This window comes from Shewanella sp. Sh95 (genome assembly GCF_001308045.1).
Taxonomy (GTDB): Bacteria; Pseudomonadota; Gammaproteobacteria; order Enterobacterales; family Shewanellaceae; genus Shewanella; species Shewanella xiamenensis.
In genome coordinates this window covers 1-15,140 of the sequence record NZ_LGYY01000136.1, presented here as the reverse complement: position 1 = coordinate 15,140, position 15,140 = coordinate 1, and the positions used below count along the sequence as shown (strand labels likewise).

Below are 15,140 nucleotides of genomic sequence, written 5' to 3'. Positions count from 1 at the left end.
CCGTTAGACATTTGTGATGCACTCTATCTTATTAGGGATAGAGTGGTATCCCCTAGGGGATTCGAACCCCTGTTACCGCCGTGAAAGGGCGGTGTCCTAGGCCTCTAGACGAAGGGGACACAAGGACTTATGTTTTTCCTCATAACTGAGGTCTTGCTATTTATCTCAAACAACTCGTTAGTCATTTGTGATGCACTCTATCTTATTAGGGATAGAGTGGTATCCCCTAGGGGATTCGAACCCCTGTTACCGCCGTGAAAGGGCGGTGTCCTAGGCCTCTAGACGAAGGGGACACAAGGACATATTAATTTGACAACTATTATGACTAACAGTGCTCTCGCTTAATATGGCGAAATTGGTGGAGCTAGACGGGATCGAACCGTCGACCTCTTGCATGCCATGCAAGCGCTCTCCCAGCTGAGCTATAGCCCCAAACTCTTTCGACAAAACTGAAACTCAGTATATCGCAGAAATTTAGATTTGTTCTTACCAGACAACTCGTTAGCTATTTGGTAGGAGCACTATGCCGTAAAACATAGTGGTATCCCCTAGGGGATTCGAACCCCTGTTACCGCCGTGAAAGGGCGGTGTCCTAGGCCTCTAGACGAAGGGGACACAAGGACATATTAATTTGAATTTCGTTAAAAACTCTCGCTTAATATCGGCGGTAAGTTTGGTGGAGCTAGACGGGATCGAACCGTCGACCTCTTGCATGCCATGCAAGCGCTCTCCCAGCTGAGCTATAGCCCCAAACTTATTAAACCACATTTAAGTGCACTACAAGCATTTGCTCGTCTGTGTCTCAACTGCGAGGCGCATTCTATGCAGCGCACCTAAATGTGTCAACTCGTTTTTTAGGAATTTATTCTATCTGCTACAAATTCAATCGCTTTGGATATTCTTTGCTCAGAGCGTGCCTTTCCTATTAAGAATAAGGTGATATCTAAGCCTGGAGACTGCCCTGCTCCGGTCACAGCGACACGTAATGGCATCCCCACTTTACCCATACCCACTTCTAATTCCGCAGCGGTGGCTTCAATCGCTTGGTGGATACCTTCAACGGTCCACTCCGGTAATGCCGCTAGCTTTTGTTGCACTAATTGTAATGGCTCAAGTGCCACACCACGTAAATGCTTTTTCGCCTGCTCGGCATCGAACTCAGCAAAATCTTCATAGAAGTAACGGCTAGATGCAGCTAACTCTTTTAACGTTTTGGCACGTTCAGCTAATGCTGTCACTACAGCTGATAAAGCTGGACCATTTGACGTATCAATCTTTTGATCGTCCATATGCCATTGTAAGTGGGAAGCCACATATTCAGGATCAAGCGTCTTAATATAGTGTTGGTTTAACCAAACCAGTTTTTCGGTATTAAAGGCTGAAGGGGCTTTGTTAATATCATCTAACTTAAAGTACTGCTTCATTTCCTCTAAAGAGAACACTTCTTGGTCGCCATGTGACCAACCTAAACGTACTAAATAGTTAAGCAGTGCTTCAGGCAGATAACCATCATCACGGTATTGCATCACGCTTACCGCACCATGGCGCTTAGACAGCTTGGCACCATCATCCCCTAAGATCATCGATACGTGGGCGTATTCAGGAATAGGTGCACCCAATGCTTTAAGGATGTTGATTTGGCGTGGCGTGTTGTTGATATGGTCTTCACCACGCACTACACAGGTAATCCCCATATCCCAATCGTCTACCACTACACAGAAGTTATAGGTAGGTACACCATCGGTACGAGCAATGATCAGATCATCTAACGAGTCGTTTGAGAATTCGATACGGCCACGAACATGGTCATCAAATACGACTGAACCACCGATAGGGTTTTTAAAACGTACAACAAAAGGCTCATCAGTATCACGCGCCGGCAAGTCACGGCAGCAACCATCGTATTTTTGCGCTTCGCCATTTGCCGCTTGTGCTTCTCTTAACGCATCGATACGTTCACGCGAGCAATAACATTTATAGGCTGTGCCCTGCTCTAACATTTGCGCGATGATTTCGTTATAACGATCAAAACGCTTAGTTTGATAGTACGGGCCCTCATCCCACGTTAGACCTAACCAGTTCATGCCCTCTAAAATGGCATCACAAGCGGCCTGAGTAGAACGCTCAATATCCGTATCTTCGATACGTAAAACAAACTCACCGTTATTGGCACGGGCTTGTAACCAAGAATAAAGTGCAGTACGGGCACCGCCCACGTGCAAAAAGCCTGTTGGGCTAGGGGCAAAACGCGTCTTAGTTGTCATAGTGGGACACTAACCTATATAAAGTCGTCTAGATAAAGACAATCACGATAAAAAGTGGGCTTATTCTAGCAGCCTAAGTCAGCGCTGCAAATGGAACATATCCGCTGATAATACAGATAACACAAAAGTCGATGTATTAATTCGATATAGATATCGCTAGCTGACCAATCATAATAGAAACTAAACGCGCTCACTCACCTCGACTCAGGATCATAAATGTATACCAGCGCTGTTGAACTCATGCCCTATAACCGACCTAAAAATCCATCGTCTCGTCGATATAGAAAACCTGAAAAAGTTTAGTGGTTATTTGTGCGGTAATATTCACTATGGGCTGATATACAAAGCTTGCTTAAATCACTCAATCTTAAATTGCCCAATAAAGTAACACTTTAAATGAGCCCGTGATTAACATTAAGTCAATGCGAACAAAAATAGCGCAACCAATGCTTTTTTCATTAAAAAGCGTTGACACCCGATCGAACCTCCCTATAATACGGCTCCACACAGCAGAGGTCGCTTAGCTCAGCTGGGAGAGCACCTCCCTTACAAGGAGGGGGTCACTGGTTCGATCCCAGTAGCGACCACCATGTGTTAAATGCAAATTTAATCATGGTTTACATGTTGTTATATACCCGGGTCGCTTAGCTCAGCCGGGAGAGCACCTCCCTTACAAGGAGGGGGTCACTGGTTCGATCCCAGTAGCGACCACCATATAACCTCACTGTGTAGTCATTCCCAGGTCGCTTAGCTCAGCTGGGAGAGCACCTCCCTTACAAGGAGGGGGTCACTGGTTCGATCCCAGTAGCGACCACCATATTTGTGAATGACATAAAAATTTGTATTGAAAGAATTCCGGTCGCTTAGCTCAGCCGGGAGAGCACCTCCCTTACAAGGAGGGGGTCACTGGTTCGATCCCAGTAGCGACCACCATATTCTTCATTACTGATTTACCCCGGGTCGCTTAGCTCAGCCGGGAGAGCACCTCCCTTACAAGGAGGGGGTCACTGGTTCGATCCCAGTAGCGACCACCATATTCTGCACTACTGATTTACCCCGGGTCGCTTAGCTCAGCCGGGAGAGCACCTCCCTTACAAGGAGGGGGTCACTGTTTCGATCCCAGTAGCGACCACCATATTTACCTCAAAAACTTTACCGCCTTAGTATCTCAACTATGCTTGTTCTAAATCAGCATGACGTTAATTGAGTCCATTACTTAGCATTTACCCTAATTTTGGCTAAAACGCGCTGATTCATTGTCTTGAGCAATTTGGAGATCAGCACTATGGCTAGCGTCAGTCAATCCGCATCCCTCACCAATATCGCCGCTTATCTTAAACATACTCATTCCTGTGACGAGCAAACAGCCTTAAGAGAAGCCCGTGAGGTCATGCAAAACCTTCTGAGTATGCGCCAAAAAGGGTTTATTACTGGCTGGTATTTCGATGAACGTGGACATTTGGAGTTACTCCCAAGTGATGAAATCTTAAAACGAATAGGCGAAGATCATGGCTGACCGTCACTGTGCTTCATCTTAACCATGTCACCGTCTCCCTACTCTACAGTCATTTTTCAAACCATTTTTGATCAAAAAGCAACTTATTTTGCTCAGTTAACCATCAAGCTAAAAACCTCAGCTCATACCCCACAAAATGCAGTTTGGGTGGATTTCCCCCCATAGGTAAAATCAACGTGAGCGAGATCTCACCCACAAAACTAAAAGTGTGACAAACATCAAATGAACTACACTTTATTAACCAAACACTTACAGAATCCATCGTAAGTTGGCGTGGTATTTGCCTTTAATAAGACAGACCTCAGGGAAATCAAGGCTGTATTCCTACTCACACTTGGTAACAAACTAACCAAGGCTGAGGACAAATCCTAACAACAGAAAAAGGAACTCAAAATGACATTGAATCAACAAACTGGATTGACCCGTCCACTCAAAACCTTAGTCAAAATGCTCGCCGTTGCCTCCGTATTCGCAACCAGCTTTAACGTATTTGCAGAACCGATTGAAATTAAGTTTTCACACGTTGTGGCAGAAAATACGCCCAAAGGCCAAATGGCACTGAAGTTTAAAGAACTCGTTGAGCAACGTTTACCGGGTGAATACAAGGTCAGTGTATTTCCTAACTCACAGTTATTTGGGGATAACAACGAGTTAGCAGCACTATTGCTAAACGATGTGCAATTTGTAGCACCTTCACTCTCAAAATTTGAACGTTACACCAAACGCTTACAAGTTTTCGACTTACCTTTCCTGTTCAATGACATGGATGCAGTAAACCGTTTCCAACAGGGTGAAGCAGGTCAAACACTACTCAACTCAATGAGCCGTAAAGGGATTGTGGGTTTAGGCTATTTACACAATGGTATGAAGCAGTTTTCTGCAAACGCACCACTCAAGCAACCTTCAGATGCTAAAGGCTTAAAATTCCGTGTAATGGCATCTGACGTATTAGCCGCACAGTTTGATGCAGTTGGCGCTATCCCCGTGAAAAAACCATTCTCTGAAGTGTTCACCCTGCTACAAACCCGCGCGATTGACGGTCAAGAAAACACTTGGTCTAACACTTACTCACAAAAATTCTATGAAGTTCAAAGCCATATTACAGAAAGTAACCATGGCGTATTGGATTACATGGTCGTGACCTCTGATGCCTTCTGGAAAAGCTTACCTGCGGACAAACGTAAAGTGATCAAAGAAGCATTAGACGAATCTATCGCTTTAGGTAACAAAATCGCTGCAGAAAAAGATAACGAAGACAAGCAATTAATTCTTGATTCAAAACGTTCTCAATTGGTGACCTTAACCCCAGCAGAACGTCAACAATGGGTTGATGTGATGAAACCAGTATGGGCTAAGTTTGAAGACCAAGTCGGTAAAGATGTGATTGAAGCCGCTGTTGCTGCAAATAAATAATAATGAAATAAGCCGCTTAATCTCATTTTGAGGTTAAGCGGTATTTAAGCGAGGGGAGTACAGCTGTGATATCGCGAATTTTTGGTTACTTTGAAGAAGGGGTGCTCAATCTCTTGATCACCTTAATGACACTCTTAGTGTTTACAGAGGTAGTGGCACGGTTTTTCTTCAATACCGGTTTCTTATGGATCCAAGAACTCACCTTAACCATGTGTGGTTGGTTTGTACTCTTTGGTATGTCCTATGGGGTGAAAGTCGGCGCTCACATCGGTGTTGATGCGTTTGTAAAAAATCTACCACCTAAAGCTAAAAAGCTCACATCTCTAGTGACAGCATTGATTTGCTTGGCTTATTGCGGACTATTTCTAAAAGGTAGCTGGCAATATCTGTCGCAGATGTACCAAATTGGCGTTCCGATGGAAGATATTCATTTCCCTAAGTTTTTGTTAAACAGCTTAGATCCTGACTTTGCTTGGAACACATTAAAAATTGATATTGAAGACGGCGCTGTGCCAATTTGGTTATCCCAAAGCATTCTATTGATTGGTTTTAGCATGTTGACTTGGCGTTTCTTAGAACTGTTTATCGCTATCCTGCGCAACCAAGTATCTGGGTTCCAATTTGCCGATGAAGCGAAAGAAAGCATGCATTTAATTGATGAAGCTGCTCAGCACGCACAACAAGAAACAGACAATAAGGAAGCGAAGTAATGGCCATTGCGACCCTCTTTACTGCCCTTCTCGTCTGTATGTTTTTAGGTATGCCTATCGCAATTGCGTTAGGTTTCTCGAGCATGCTGACGATTTTATTCTTTTCCAACGATTCCCTCGCCTCTGTGGCATTAAAACTTTATGAGTCATCGTCAGAGCACTATACCCTGCTGGCGATCCCTTTCTTTATTCTGTCCTCGGCTTTCCTATCAACCGGTGGCGTGGCAAGGCGGATCATCGACTTTGCAATGGATAGTATCGGCCATATCCGTGGCGGTTTAGCCATGGCCTCTGTGATGGCCTGTATGTTATTTGCCGCGGTTTCAGGTTCTTCCCCAGCGACAGTAGCCGCAATTGGCTCAATTGTTATCGTTGGCATGGTAAAAGCAGGTTATCCCGAAAAGTTTGCTTCAGGGGTAATTACCACCTCTGGCACTTTAGGGATTTTGATCCCACCTTCAATCGTGATGCTAGTATATGCAGCGGCGACAGAAGTCTCTGCGGCTAAAATGTTCATGGCGGGTTTAATTCCAGGCTTAATGATGGGTTTCCTACTGATGATAGTGATTTATATCGTCGCCCGTTTTAAGAATCTGCCATCACGTCCCTTCCCTGGCTTTAAGCAACTGGGAATTTCAAGTGCCAAAGCCTTAGGCGGTCTGGCGCTGATCTTTATCGTGTTAGGTTCAATCTACGGCGGTGTAGCCAGCCCAACTGAAGCCTCTGCCGTGGCTTGTATGTATGCATACTTTATTGCGGTATTTGGATATCGTGATATTGGTCCATTGAAAAATGTCGCATGGCGTAACCCTAATGAAGCCATCCCAAGCGCGATCGCTCGTAACTTAGGTCATATGGTGCTGGGGCTGATAAAAACTCCAATCGACAAAGAAATTCGCCATGTGGTGCGTGATGGTGCCAAGGTCAGCATCATGCTGCTGTTTATTATTGCCAACGCCATGTTGTTTGCACACGTGCTCACCACTGAACGTATTCCCCATATTATTGCCGAGTATATTGTGGGGATGGGGCTACCCGCTTGGGGCTTCTTAATCATTGTTAACTTACTGTTGTTAGCGGCGGGTAACTTTATGGAGCCATCAGCAATCGTGTTAATTATGGCGCCAATTCTATTTCCGATTGCTACTCAACTTGGTATTGATCCTATCCACTTAGGCATCATTATGGTGGTCAACATGGAGATTGGTATGCTAACGCCGCCTGTTGGGCTTAACCTCTTTGTGACTGCGGGGATCACTGGCCGCAGCATTGGTTGGGTGATCCAATCCGTACTGCCATGGTTAGCACTGATGTTGGCCTTCCTGGCGCTGATCACCTACGTGCCACAAATCTCGCTATTCTTGCCAGAATTACTGGATAAGCTTAATGGATATTAATCTTCAGGAATAAAGATTATTCCTTGATTCTAGATAGTTTTTAAGCGAGCCTACTCAGGCTCGCTTTGTTTTATTCAGTGTGGATCAGGATCGCCTGCTATGTTGCCCATGACGCCTAAAGCCAAAAAACGTCTATTCATGACCATAGTGCTACTTGCGGGTTTGTTTGCCATCTTAAAATTAACGTACTGGGTGCATTTTTATCAGGGAAAAATAGACATCCAACAACAATCTGAGAAACAACTCAAAGAGCTAGTCAGCTTCTTAGATGGCGCCCTGTCACGCTATGAAAGCATCCCTCATGTACTCTCAACCAATCCCATGCTCGCCAATGTGCTCAACGATCAACAAAATGCCAAGAAGGTGCAAGAGCTCAACCTGTATTTAGAGGAAATTCAGCATGTGACAGAGGCGTCTGATATTTATCTTATCGATGCCCTCGGCATTGCAGTCGCAGCCAGCAACTGGCAACAGCCCTTTTCATTTATCGGCAAAGACTACTCCTTCAGACCCTATTACACCGATGCGATTTCGGGCAATTTAGGCCGCTACTATGCGGTGGGCACTAGCTCGGATAAACGCGGTTTTTACTTTTCTTATCCTATTTATCAGCAAGGCGAAAAAGGCATTCTGGGTGCCATTATTGTAAAAGTGGATATCGCCGATATTGAACAGCAAAGCACCAGTATTGCAATGGCTGGCCAATACCAATTTTTAATCAGCGATCCCGACGATATCGTGTTTATTTCAAGTGTGGATGAATGGCGCTTAACCTCACTCACACCACTGACTCAGGCCAAACAATATGCCTTAAATGCCTCAAAGCGTTACGCCGAACGCCCGATAGGTGAACTATTAATAAAACCGCAATATCAAGAAAATAGCCTCAGCAGCGGCCATATCTACCAAATCCGCCAAGGCAATAATCAAGCGCAATATATGGATAGCCACCATTTGATGACTAAAGCGGGTTGGCGAGTACATATTCTTGCACCATTAAAACCGCTACATGACTCTTTACCCGCACTGATGCTGCTATCGGCATCTATCTACTTGCTGCTTGCCTTAGGTTTACTCTTTAGCAGCGAGCGGCGCCGTAACTTGCAGCGTATGCAATTAGCACAAAGTTTGTTAGAGCAACGGGTCGAGGAGCGTACCCAAGATCTGCAGCAGGCAAATGATCGTCTAAAAGATACCCAAGATGAACTGATCCAAGCCGCTAAGCTGACCGTGATTGGTAGTTTATCCGCCAGTATCAATCATGAGCTTAATCAGCCCTTAGCGGCCCTTCGCAGCTACGCGCAAAATACTCAAACTTTCCTTGCCCGCAATATGCAAGATAAGGCACTGGATAACCTGAAAATTATTATTGAGCTGACCGACCGCTTAGCCGATATTGTTGGGCAATTTAAAAGCTTTACCCGTAAGAGCAAAGGTGCGGATAGTGCCACCGATCTTAAGGGCTGTATAAAACAAGCTCTGACCATAGTGCAGCCCGAAATCGACAAACAAGGGGTTGAACTCGATGTATTGCTACCTGAAGGCCAATATCAGGTTTGGGGCGACAAAGTGCGCCTGCAGCAAGTGTTTGTCAATATTATGAGCAATGCGGTAGTCGCTATGCAGCAATCTCCAAAACGTACACTGAGTATTAGGGTAAACTGCCAAGACAAGTTCTGTATCAGTATTCAAGATTCTGGCCCTGGAGTACGCGAAAGCCAAATGGAGAAAATTTTTGAGCCTTATTTTACCACTAGCGAGCGTACAGGACTTGGCCTAGGTTTATCCATTTCCCAGCGCATTATTGAGTCTATGCAGGGGCAGATTAATGTTGCCAATGCCGAGGACGGCGGCGCTATTTTCCACATTATTTTACCGATTTATTTAGCTGAGGAACGCCAGTCATCATGAGTCTTCCCAATTCAATTCAAGACTATAGCGTACTGATCATCGACGATGAGCCCCATATTGGCACAGTCCTGGTACAACTGTTTGAGCTTGAAGGCATCAAAGCCTTTGCCACCACCGATCCTAAAGGCATTGCTAAACTCCTTGATAGAGACTGGGCAGGTGTGGTGATTTCAGATGTGAATATGCCGCAACTCGATGGCATCAGCCTAATGCAGCAAATTCGCCAGCAAGATCCCGATTTACCCGTCGTACTACTCACTGGCTTTGGCGATATCGCTATGGCAGTCAATGCGTTAAAGCAAGGTGCCTACGATTTTCTCGAAAAACCCTTTAACAACGAGCATATGTTAGATGTGGTGAAACGTGCCTTGGATAAACGCAGCCTCACCCTCGAAAACCGCAAGTTAAAGAAAGAGTTAGAAAGCCATAACGTGCCAGGGCCGAGAATATTAGGCCACAGCGTCGGCATTTTGCGTATGCGCCATATTATCGACCAAGTTATCGACACCCCCGCAGATGTGCTTATCGAAGGTGAAACTGGCACGGGTAAAGAATTGGTCGCCCGCTATCTGCATGACCACAGTAGTCGCAATCAGGCCAACTTTGTCGCTATTAACTGCGGCGCAATTCCTGAAAATTTAATTGAGAGCGAACTCTTTGGTGCCGAAGCCGGCGCGTTTACCGGCGTCGATAAGCTACGGATAGGTAAGTTTGAGTACGCTAATGGCGGCACACTCTTTTTAGATGAAATCGAAAGTACACCGCTGTCGTTACAAGTCAAACTGCTGCGGGTGCTCGAAGATCGCAAGGTCGAACGCCTAGGCTCCAATAAAAGCATCCATTTGGAGATTCGGGTGATTGCCGCCACTAAAGTGGATTTAAAGTCCCTATGTGACACAGGGGAATTCCGCCAAGACTTGCTCTATCGCTTGAATCTGGTGACTGTGCCAATTCCACCACTCCGGGATCGCCGCGAAGATATCCCTTTATTGTTCTTACATTTTGCTCGTATGGCATCAGCGCGCTATCACAAGGCCTTGATTGCCCTCAATGCCGAGCAAAATGCCATCCTTACCTCCCACGATTGGCCGGGTAATGTGCGCGAACTTAGAAATCTGGCAGAGCGTTATGTGTTACTCGGTGGTGAAGCCGCCTTCGCTGGCAGCTTAGGTAATGCACCGAGTCTGCATACCAGTATGTCCTTACTGCAACGGGTTGAGTTTTTTGAGCGAGTCTTGATTGAAGAGGCCTTAAGTCATAACAAGGGCAGTATTAAGCAAACCATGGAACAACTCGAACTGCCCCGCAAAACCTTGTACGACAAGATGCGTAAGTACGATTTAGACCGCAAGCAATATATCAACGCCGACGAATAAGCTTGTCGGTGCCAATAAAAACCCCGCAAACCGGAACACGGCTGCGGGGTTTACTTTATCTAAGGAACTGCAAACTCATTACAATGCTTATGTTCCAAAAACACATATTGCAAAAGTGAGTCATTACTCATCCCGCACGCACATACCTTTTGATGATTTCACATAAGGCGCAAGAATAGGCATCATCCCTTTCATCACTTGTAATGGCAGCGCCGAGGTAAAACTAAAATCATCGGACTTACTGCCCGGCACAAAGGCAGTTAAGGTGCCGAAGTAGTTATCACCTAAGTAAAACACAAAAGTCGCAGTACGGTTCATCGCCGTGGTAGCGACTTTTCGGCCCTGCTGCATCTGGGTCACAATACGATTATCGCCCGTACCCGTTTTACCGCCAATGGCCAGCATCTCGCCGTTATCATCGGTAAAGATACCCTTAAGACGTCGTGCAGTACCGTTTTGAACGACATTTGCCAACGCCGCCTTTAACGCCTGGGCGACTTCATGACGCATCACTCGTTCGCCTTGGGTATTTTGGTTTTCGAGCCGTACTTCATAGGGCGTACCTTCAGCAAAGTGCAATTGATTAATCCGTACCGTCGGTAAACGATAACCATCGTTTTGAATAATCCCCATTAATTCCGCTAAAGCAGCAGGTCTGTCGCCCGAGCTACCGAGCGCCGAACCTAAAGAAGGCACCATAGATTCAAAGGGATAGCCTAAACGCGCCCAACGCTGATGAATATCAAGGAAAGCTTCGACCTCCAGCATTACTTGTACACGCACATCCCGCGCGTTTTTGTGCCGAGTTCTAAACAGCCAGCGATAGACTTCCTGACGCTCATCTTTACTGGCCTCTTTCACATCGTTGAGGTTAGCTTCAGGATGTTGATTCAAATAATCGAGTACCCAGAGTTCAAGCGGATGCACCCGCGCGATATAGCCTTGATCTGGGAGGTTATATTTTTCGGGGCCGTACTTGTTATATAGCTCTTTGATGCGCTTATCGGTGTAACTATTTTGTGGTAGCCGCTGCTGTAAAAAGGCCTTAAAGGCGGCGATAGACTCATTAGGCTGCAAATAACGATAAGCCGCAGTGAGTTGTTGTTCAGCTTGGGTTTGACCATCGAAAAACAGTTCTAAACGCTCATTGGGTGCCACTTTCTTATATTTACGGTAGAACTTAGTCACGAAGGTATTGCCTTCACGATCAGCAAATACCCGCAGATATTCCTCTCGGCGCGGATCCTTATCATTGCGCAGCAAACGCGCCATATTGCCTTCGTTTTGCATACTGCTGCTGTAGTTGACAATGTCACGCATTAAACGCACGAAGGGCAAGTTGATCGAGTCTTGCAGTGCTTGATACATGGTCGGAATCTTAAGATCTTCCGTTTTCTTAAAGTTATTAAATACATGCAAACCACCGCCAGTGAAGAACTGCTCATTAGGCGAGGCGGAATATTCCCGTTGCAGCGCAGCGTCGAGCATGCGATCAAGGCGCCTATCGGGATTGACAATCAAATAGTCAATCGCCCAGCGCGTGAGATGATCGCGAGGTTCAATCACAATCGACTCCAACTCAATGCCGTGCTTTTTCGAATACTTATCGTGAATTTCAGCAATGATCTCAAGGTAAGTCGCGAGCACCCTTAGCTTTGCCGTCGACCCAAGCTCCAACTTACTACCTTCGTTAATATCGAAAGGTTGGTCAGTACTGTCTGTTTGTACCCGTACACGATTGGCCGTGGCGGTTTTTTCATACAGCGTAAAACTGTAGAGTACGTTTTGCAGTTGGCTAGGTTCGAGTAAACGCTCACCTAAAAGTCCGACTTTTTCAGCCGTTGAAGTTTGCCCAAGGCTGCGTAAGTAGTTACTTACTTGCTGTTGTAACTCACTGTGTAGACTACTATTCACGGTTAAATCGAGTCGGTCCAAATCATATAAGCCGACATTCAACATACCCGCTGTACGAATACGGATAGTGTTAACGCCCTTGTCTGCGCCCGATTGGGTATTACGCTGAGGTTTAGCGACTTTAAACTGTAATTTTTGTCCTAGTGCGGCATCCCTGAGTTTACGGTCAATCAGATAATATTGGCCGAGTAAACGGATATGGCTATCAACTAGATTCTCTAAATCTTCATGTCCCTGTAATAGGTAATAGGAAGGACGACGCTGAGCAATCATCAGTGCTACCACCTGGCGAAACACTTGGCCACGTTTGGCTGTATTAGCTTTAATTTGAGGGGAAGACAACAGCTGGTTTGCTGTATCGAAGTCAGTACCAAACCAAGCCCATAGGCCGTCACCTATGCCATGCACTTCACCGTGGTTAGGGGCTGAGGATAAAGGCACTGTGTTTAAGTAATCTTGGATGATACGTTTACGGGCAGGTTCAGTGATTTCTCCCTGTTGGTACACTCGCACTGTTGCTGAGGCTATTTGCAGCAATTTATCCTTGATACTTAAAGTTAATCCCTGAGAAGAATGGCGGAACTTTTCAATTTGCGTCGCCAGTGTACTGCCACCCGCTGTTGAGACATTCATCCCCACCATTTCAGCGATTTGGCTCATCCCCGCCACAATAAAACGTGGCCAATCAATCACCGGATTTAGTTTTGGCTCTGTGGTCCACAACTCGCGGTTTTCAATAAACAGCAAAGTATTGACGATTTCATTAGGGATTTTATCGTCATCCTGATACACACGTTTTGGATAAGTGAACTCGTAGAGATCGGTATTGCGACAGTCAAGCAAAGTCAAACCCGATTGTGCTTTCTCATGGTAAGGCGGGAAAAAGCCTATCTGGGCGTATTCCTGCAACGCAGGAGAAAACTCAACCTGCTGTGTCACTTGGAAATTACGTTGCAATAAGCGATCAATATATTGTGGCAACTTACTGTAGCCATGACGCTCATCGAAGGGGCCATAACTTGGATAGATAATCGACTGAGTAGGCTCGTTTTTCAGCTCATAGGTCAGAGTTTTAGCGTATTGGTGAATATACTTAGACTGGTAATAAGAGGTTTTGACCTCCTGACCAATCAAAATCGCTAAACAAAAAACCAGAATAAATAATAGAAACCAAGCACGCCCTTTAGATCTAGGCTTACGCTCACGCTTTGCCTTAGGCTCGGGTTGTGGCGGACGAGGACGATAGTTTTCAAATTGCATTTCTTGCGTAGAATTAGGCAAAACGGCTCCAAAAAATCACTTAACACATCCTTTCTACGTGGGATTTTTCCCAACTTATGCTTAATACATCAACATGAAGTACAACGGCAAAACTCACACTTATGCTTATCTGAGTGTATCGCCGCGATACATTCTTATTACCTTGCTCGAACAAGATCTAACTGCTCTTGGATGATGGATTATATGTGTTATATCTCACCATATTTTAATGACTTGGCAGCAAGCCTCAAAGTGGTTAGCACAAAAATTCTTATATTTTGGTTAAGTGCTAACCGAGCTTAGGTTAATCCCAAATAAATTCACGAAAATGCTTACGGCAAACCGATTCGTAACTTTCATTACCGCCAATTGCGACCTGCTCACCTTCACGCATCACTTTGCCTTCACCATCGAGGCGCACCACCATATTGGCTTTACGGCCACAGTGACAAATGGTTTTCAGTTCAACTAATTTATCGGCCCAAGCCAATAAATAATGGCTACCACTAAAAAGCTCACCTTGAAAGTCAGTCCTCAATCCATAGCACAATACAGGGATATCTATATTATCAACAATATATGTAAGTTGTTTGACTTGTTCTTTAGTTAAAAACTGGCATTCGTCAACCAACACACAACTCAGATGATTCACTTGATGGGCAGCGGTAATCATTTCAATCAAGTTGTCATCACGGCTAAAAACCTGCGCCTCAGTCTCAATACCAATCCGCGAAGCTACTTTGCCCTTACCGTATCGATCATCGATAGAAGCCGTCATCACTAACGTATTCATACCGCGCTCACGGTAGTTATAGGAAGATTGTAATAAAGAGGTAGATTTACCCGCATTCATTGCTGAATAGTAAAAGTACAATTGCGCCAAAATGAATCCCTTTTTCAAACTGATTGATCATATCTCTGTCACCAGAGTTTATGCCGCTTAGTTTAGCATTGCGCTTGACCCTAGCACACTAGGCCTTTCTCAGCTTTTATACTGAAATCTCAATCTAAATATCTAGAATGGATATTTTAGTGATTTCATGGTCAATCAACTTTGAAAATCATTGTTCGTATTTCTGTTCAACGCTCAACATATGGAAACAGATAAAGCCATAAAAGCGCAATTGTTACAACAACCTTAATTTAACCTTAAATATTGTTTTAATTAAGAAAAATCGCATTGGCTTTGTTTCCTAAATCAGTTGAACTAAAACCATAGCTGGTGATCTGATCGACATAGCCCATCAACTCGCCCATCAATCGTGTCAAAACCTCGCTATAAAACAACTAACTGGAAGCAATACAATCAAGCCTTAATTAATCGTGGCTCACTTACCTTCTGGATTGATGAGGACGCTATCGCCCAGTGGAAAGCTAAG

The 15,140-nt window shown here is 45.0% G+C and carries 9 protein-coding genes, 11 tRNA genes and 1 pseudogene; 13 read left to right on the top strand and 8 right to left on the bottom strand.

What is annotated here, in order from left to right; translation table 11 throughout:
* Positions 1-43: 43 nt before the first annotated feature.
* From AEA42_RS10150 to gltX, 6 genes are all read right to left on the bottom strand, one after another.
* A tRNA-Glu gene (locus AEA42_RS10150) sits at positions 44-119 on the bottom strand.
* 98 nt (positions 120-217) lie between these two features.
* Positions 218-293, bottom strand: a tRNA-Glu gene (locus tag AEA42_RS10145).
* A 63-nt stretch (positions 294-356) separates the two neighbouring features.
* Positions 357-432 (bottom strand) — tRNA-Ala (locus AEA42_RS10140).
* Positions 433-539: 107 nt separating this feature from the next.
* A tRNA-Glu gene (locus AEA42_RS10135) sits at positions 540-615 on the bottom strand.
* Between the two features lie 59 nt (positions 616-674).
* Positions 675-750: transfer RNA gene (locus AEA42_RS10130), tRNA-Ala, on the bottom strand.
* Positions 751-854: 104 nt separating this feature from the next.
* Positions 855-2,264, bottom strand: coding sequence for a glutamate--tRNA ligase (gene gltX, locus AEA42_RS10125; protein ID WP_055647660.1), 1,410 nt, complete (start codon positions 2,262-2,264; stop codon positions 855-857).
* Positions 2,265-2,778: 514 nt separating this feature from the next.
* Here gltX and AEA42_RS10120 point away from each other — a divergent pair.
* The 12 genes from AEA42_RS10120 (at position 2,779) to AEA42_RS10065 (ending at position 10,587) form a co-directional block, all read left to right on the top strand.
* A tRNA-Val gene (locus AEA42_RS10120) sits at positions 2,779-2,854 on the top strand.
* A 48-nt stretch (positions 2,855-2,902) separates the two neighbouring features.
* A tRNA-Val gene (locus tag AEA42_RS10115) sits at positions 2,903-2,978 on the top strand.
* A gap of 27 nt (positions 2,979-3,005) precedes the next feature.
* Positions 3,006-3,081 (top strand) — tRNA-Val (locus AEA42_RS10110).
* Between the two features lie 40 nt (positions 3,082-3,121).
* A tRNA-Val gene (locus AEA42_RS10105) sits at positions 3,122-3,197 on the top strand.
* Positions 3,198-3,222: 25 nt separating this feature from the next.
* A tRNA-Val gene (locus AEA42_RS10100) sits at positions 3,223-3,298 on the top strand.
* Positions 3,299-3,323: 25 nt separating this feature from the next.
* Positions 3,324-3,399, top strand: a tRNA-Val gene (locus tag AEA42_RS10095).
* A gap of 150 nt (positions 3,400-3,549) precedes the next feature.
* On the top strand, positions 3,550-3,780 hold the full coding sequence (locus AEA42_RS10090; protein ID WP_055647659.1) for a hypothetical protein: 231 nt from the start codon (positions 3,550-3,552) through the stop codon (positions 3,778-3,780).
* 393 nt (positions 3,781-4,173) lie between these two features.
* Positions 4,174-5,193, top strand: a complete 1,020-nt coding sequence (locus AEA42_RS10085) for a TRAP transporter substrate-binding protein (protein WP_055647658.1) — start codon at positions 4,174-4,176, stop codon at positions 5,191-5,193.
* A gap of 65 nt (positions 5,194-5,258) precedes the next feature.
* Complete coding sequence (locus AEA42_RS10080; RefSeq protein ID WP_055647657.1) at positions 5,259-5,903, top strand: TRAP transporter small permease; 645 nt, start codon at positions 5,259-5,261, stop codon at positions 5,901-5,903.
* Positions 5,903-7,300 carry a TRAP transporter large permease subunit gene (locus AEA42_RS10075; protein WP_037428311.1) on the top strand — a complete coding sequence of 466 codons (1,398 nt, stop codon included), beginning with the start codon at positions 5,903-5,905 and terminating at the stop codon, positions 7,298-7,300. Before AEA42_RS10080 ends, AEA42_RS10075 begins: the two co-directional genes overlap by 1 nt.
* 99 nt (positions 7,301-7,399) lie before the next feature.
* Entirely contained in the window at positions 7,400-9,211 is a 1,812-nt protein-coding gene (locus tag AEA42_RS10070; RefSeq protein WP_055647656.1) for an ATP-binding protein, read from the top strand.
* On the top strand, positions 9,208-10,587 hold the full coding sequence (locus AEA42_RS10065; protein WP_055647655.1) for a sigma-54 dependent transcriptional regulator: 1,380 nt from the start codon (positions 9,208-9,210) through the stop codon (positions 10,585-10,587). Before AEA42_RS10070 ends, AEA42_RS10065 begins: the two co-directional genes overlap by 4 nt.
* A 123-nt stretch (positions 10,588-10,710) precedes the next feature.
* Here the strand turns inward: AEA42_RS10065 and AEA42_RS10060 are convergent, their stop codons facing one another.
* Positions 10,711-13,782 carry a transglycosylase domain-containing protein gene (locus tag AEA42_RS10060; RefSeq protein ID WP_055647654.1) on the bottom strand — a complete coding sequence of 1,024 codons (3,072 nt, stop codon included), beginning with the start codon at positions 13,780-13,782 and terminating at the stop codon, positions 10,711-10,713.
* A 283-nt stretch (positions 13,783-14,065) separates the two neighbouring features.
* Positions 14,066-14,644 (bottom strand): thymidine kinase, encoded by a 579-nt coding sequence (locus AEA42_RS10055; RefSeq protein WP_055647653.1) that lies wholly within the window; start codon positions 14,642-14,644, stop codon positions 14,066-14,068.
* A 379-nt stretch (positions 14,645-15,023) separates the two neighbouring features.
* On the opposite strand from AEA42_RS10055, the pseudogene AEA42_RS22270 reads away from it, so the two are divergent.
* Positions 15,024-15,140, top strand: a pseudogene (locus AEA42_RS22270) (IS5/IS1182 family transposase); the annotation flags it as partial.

Bases quoted from the DNA above. Each gene is read 5' to 3' on its own strand.
- gltX (WP_055647660.1), bottom strand. From the start codon at position 2,264: ATGACAACTAAGACGCGTTTTGCCCCTAGCCCAACAGGCTTTTTGCAC.
- AEA42_RS10090 (WP_055647659.1), top strand. From the start codon at position 3,550: ATGGCTAGCGTCAGTCAATCCGCATCCCTCACCAATATCGCCGCTTAT.
- AEA42_RS10085 (WP_055647658.1), top strand. From the start codon at position 4,174: ATGACATTGAATCAACAAACTGGATTGACCCGTCCACTCAAAACCTTA.
- AEA42_RS10075 (WP_037428311.1), top strand. From the start codon at position 5,903: ATGGCCATTGCGACCCTCTTTACTGCCCTTCTCGTCTGTATGTTTTTA.
- AEA42_RS10070 (WP_055647656.1), top strand. From the start codon at position 7,400: ATGTTGCCCATGACGCCTAAAGCCAAAAAACGTCTATTCATGACCATA.
- AEA42_RS10065 (WP_055647655.1), top strand. From the start codon at position 9,208: ATGAGTCTTCCCAATTCAATTCAAGACTATAGCGTACTGATCATCGAC.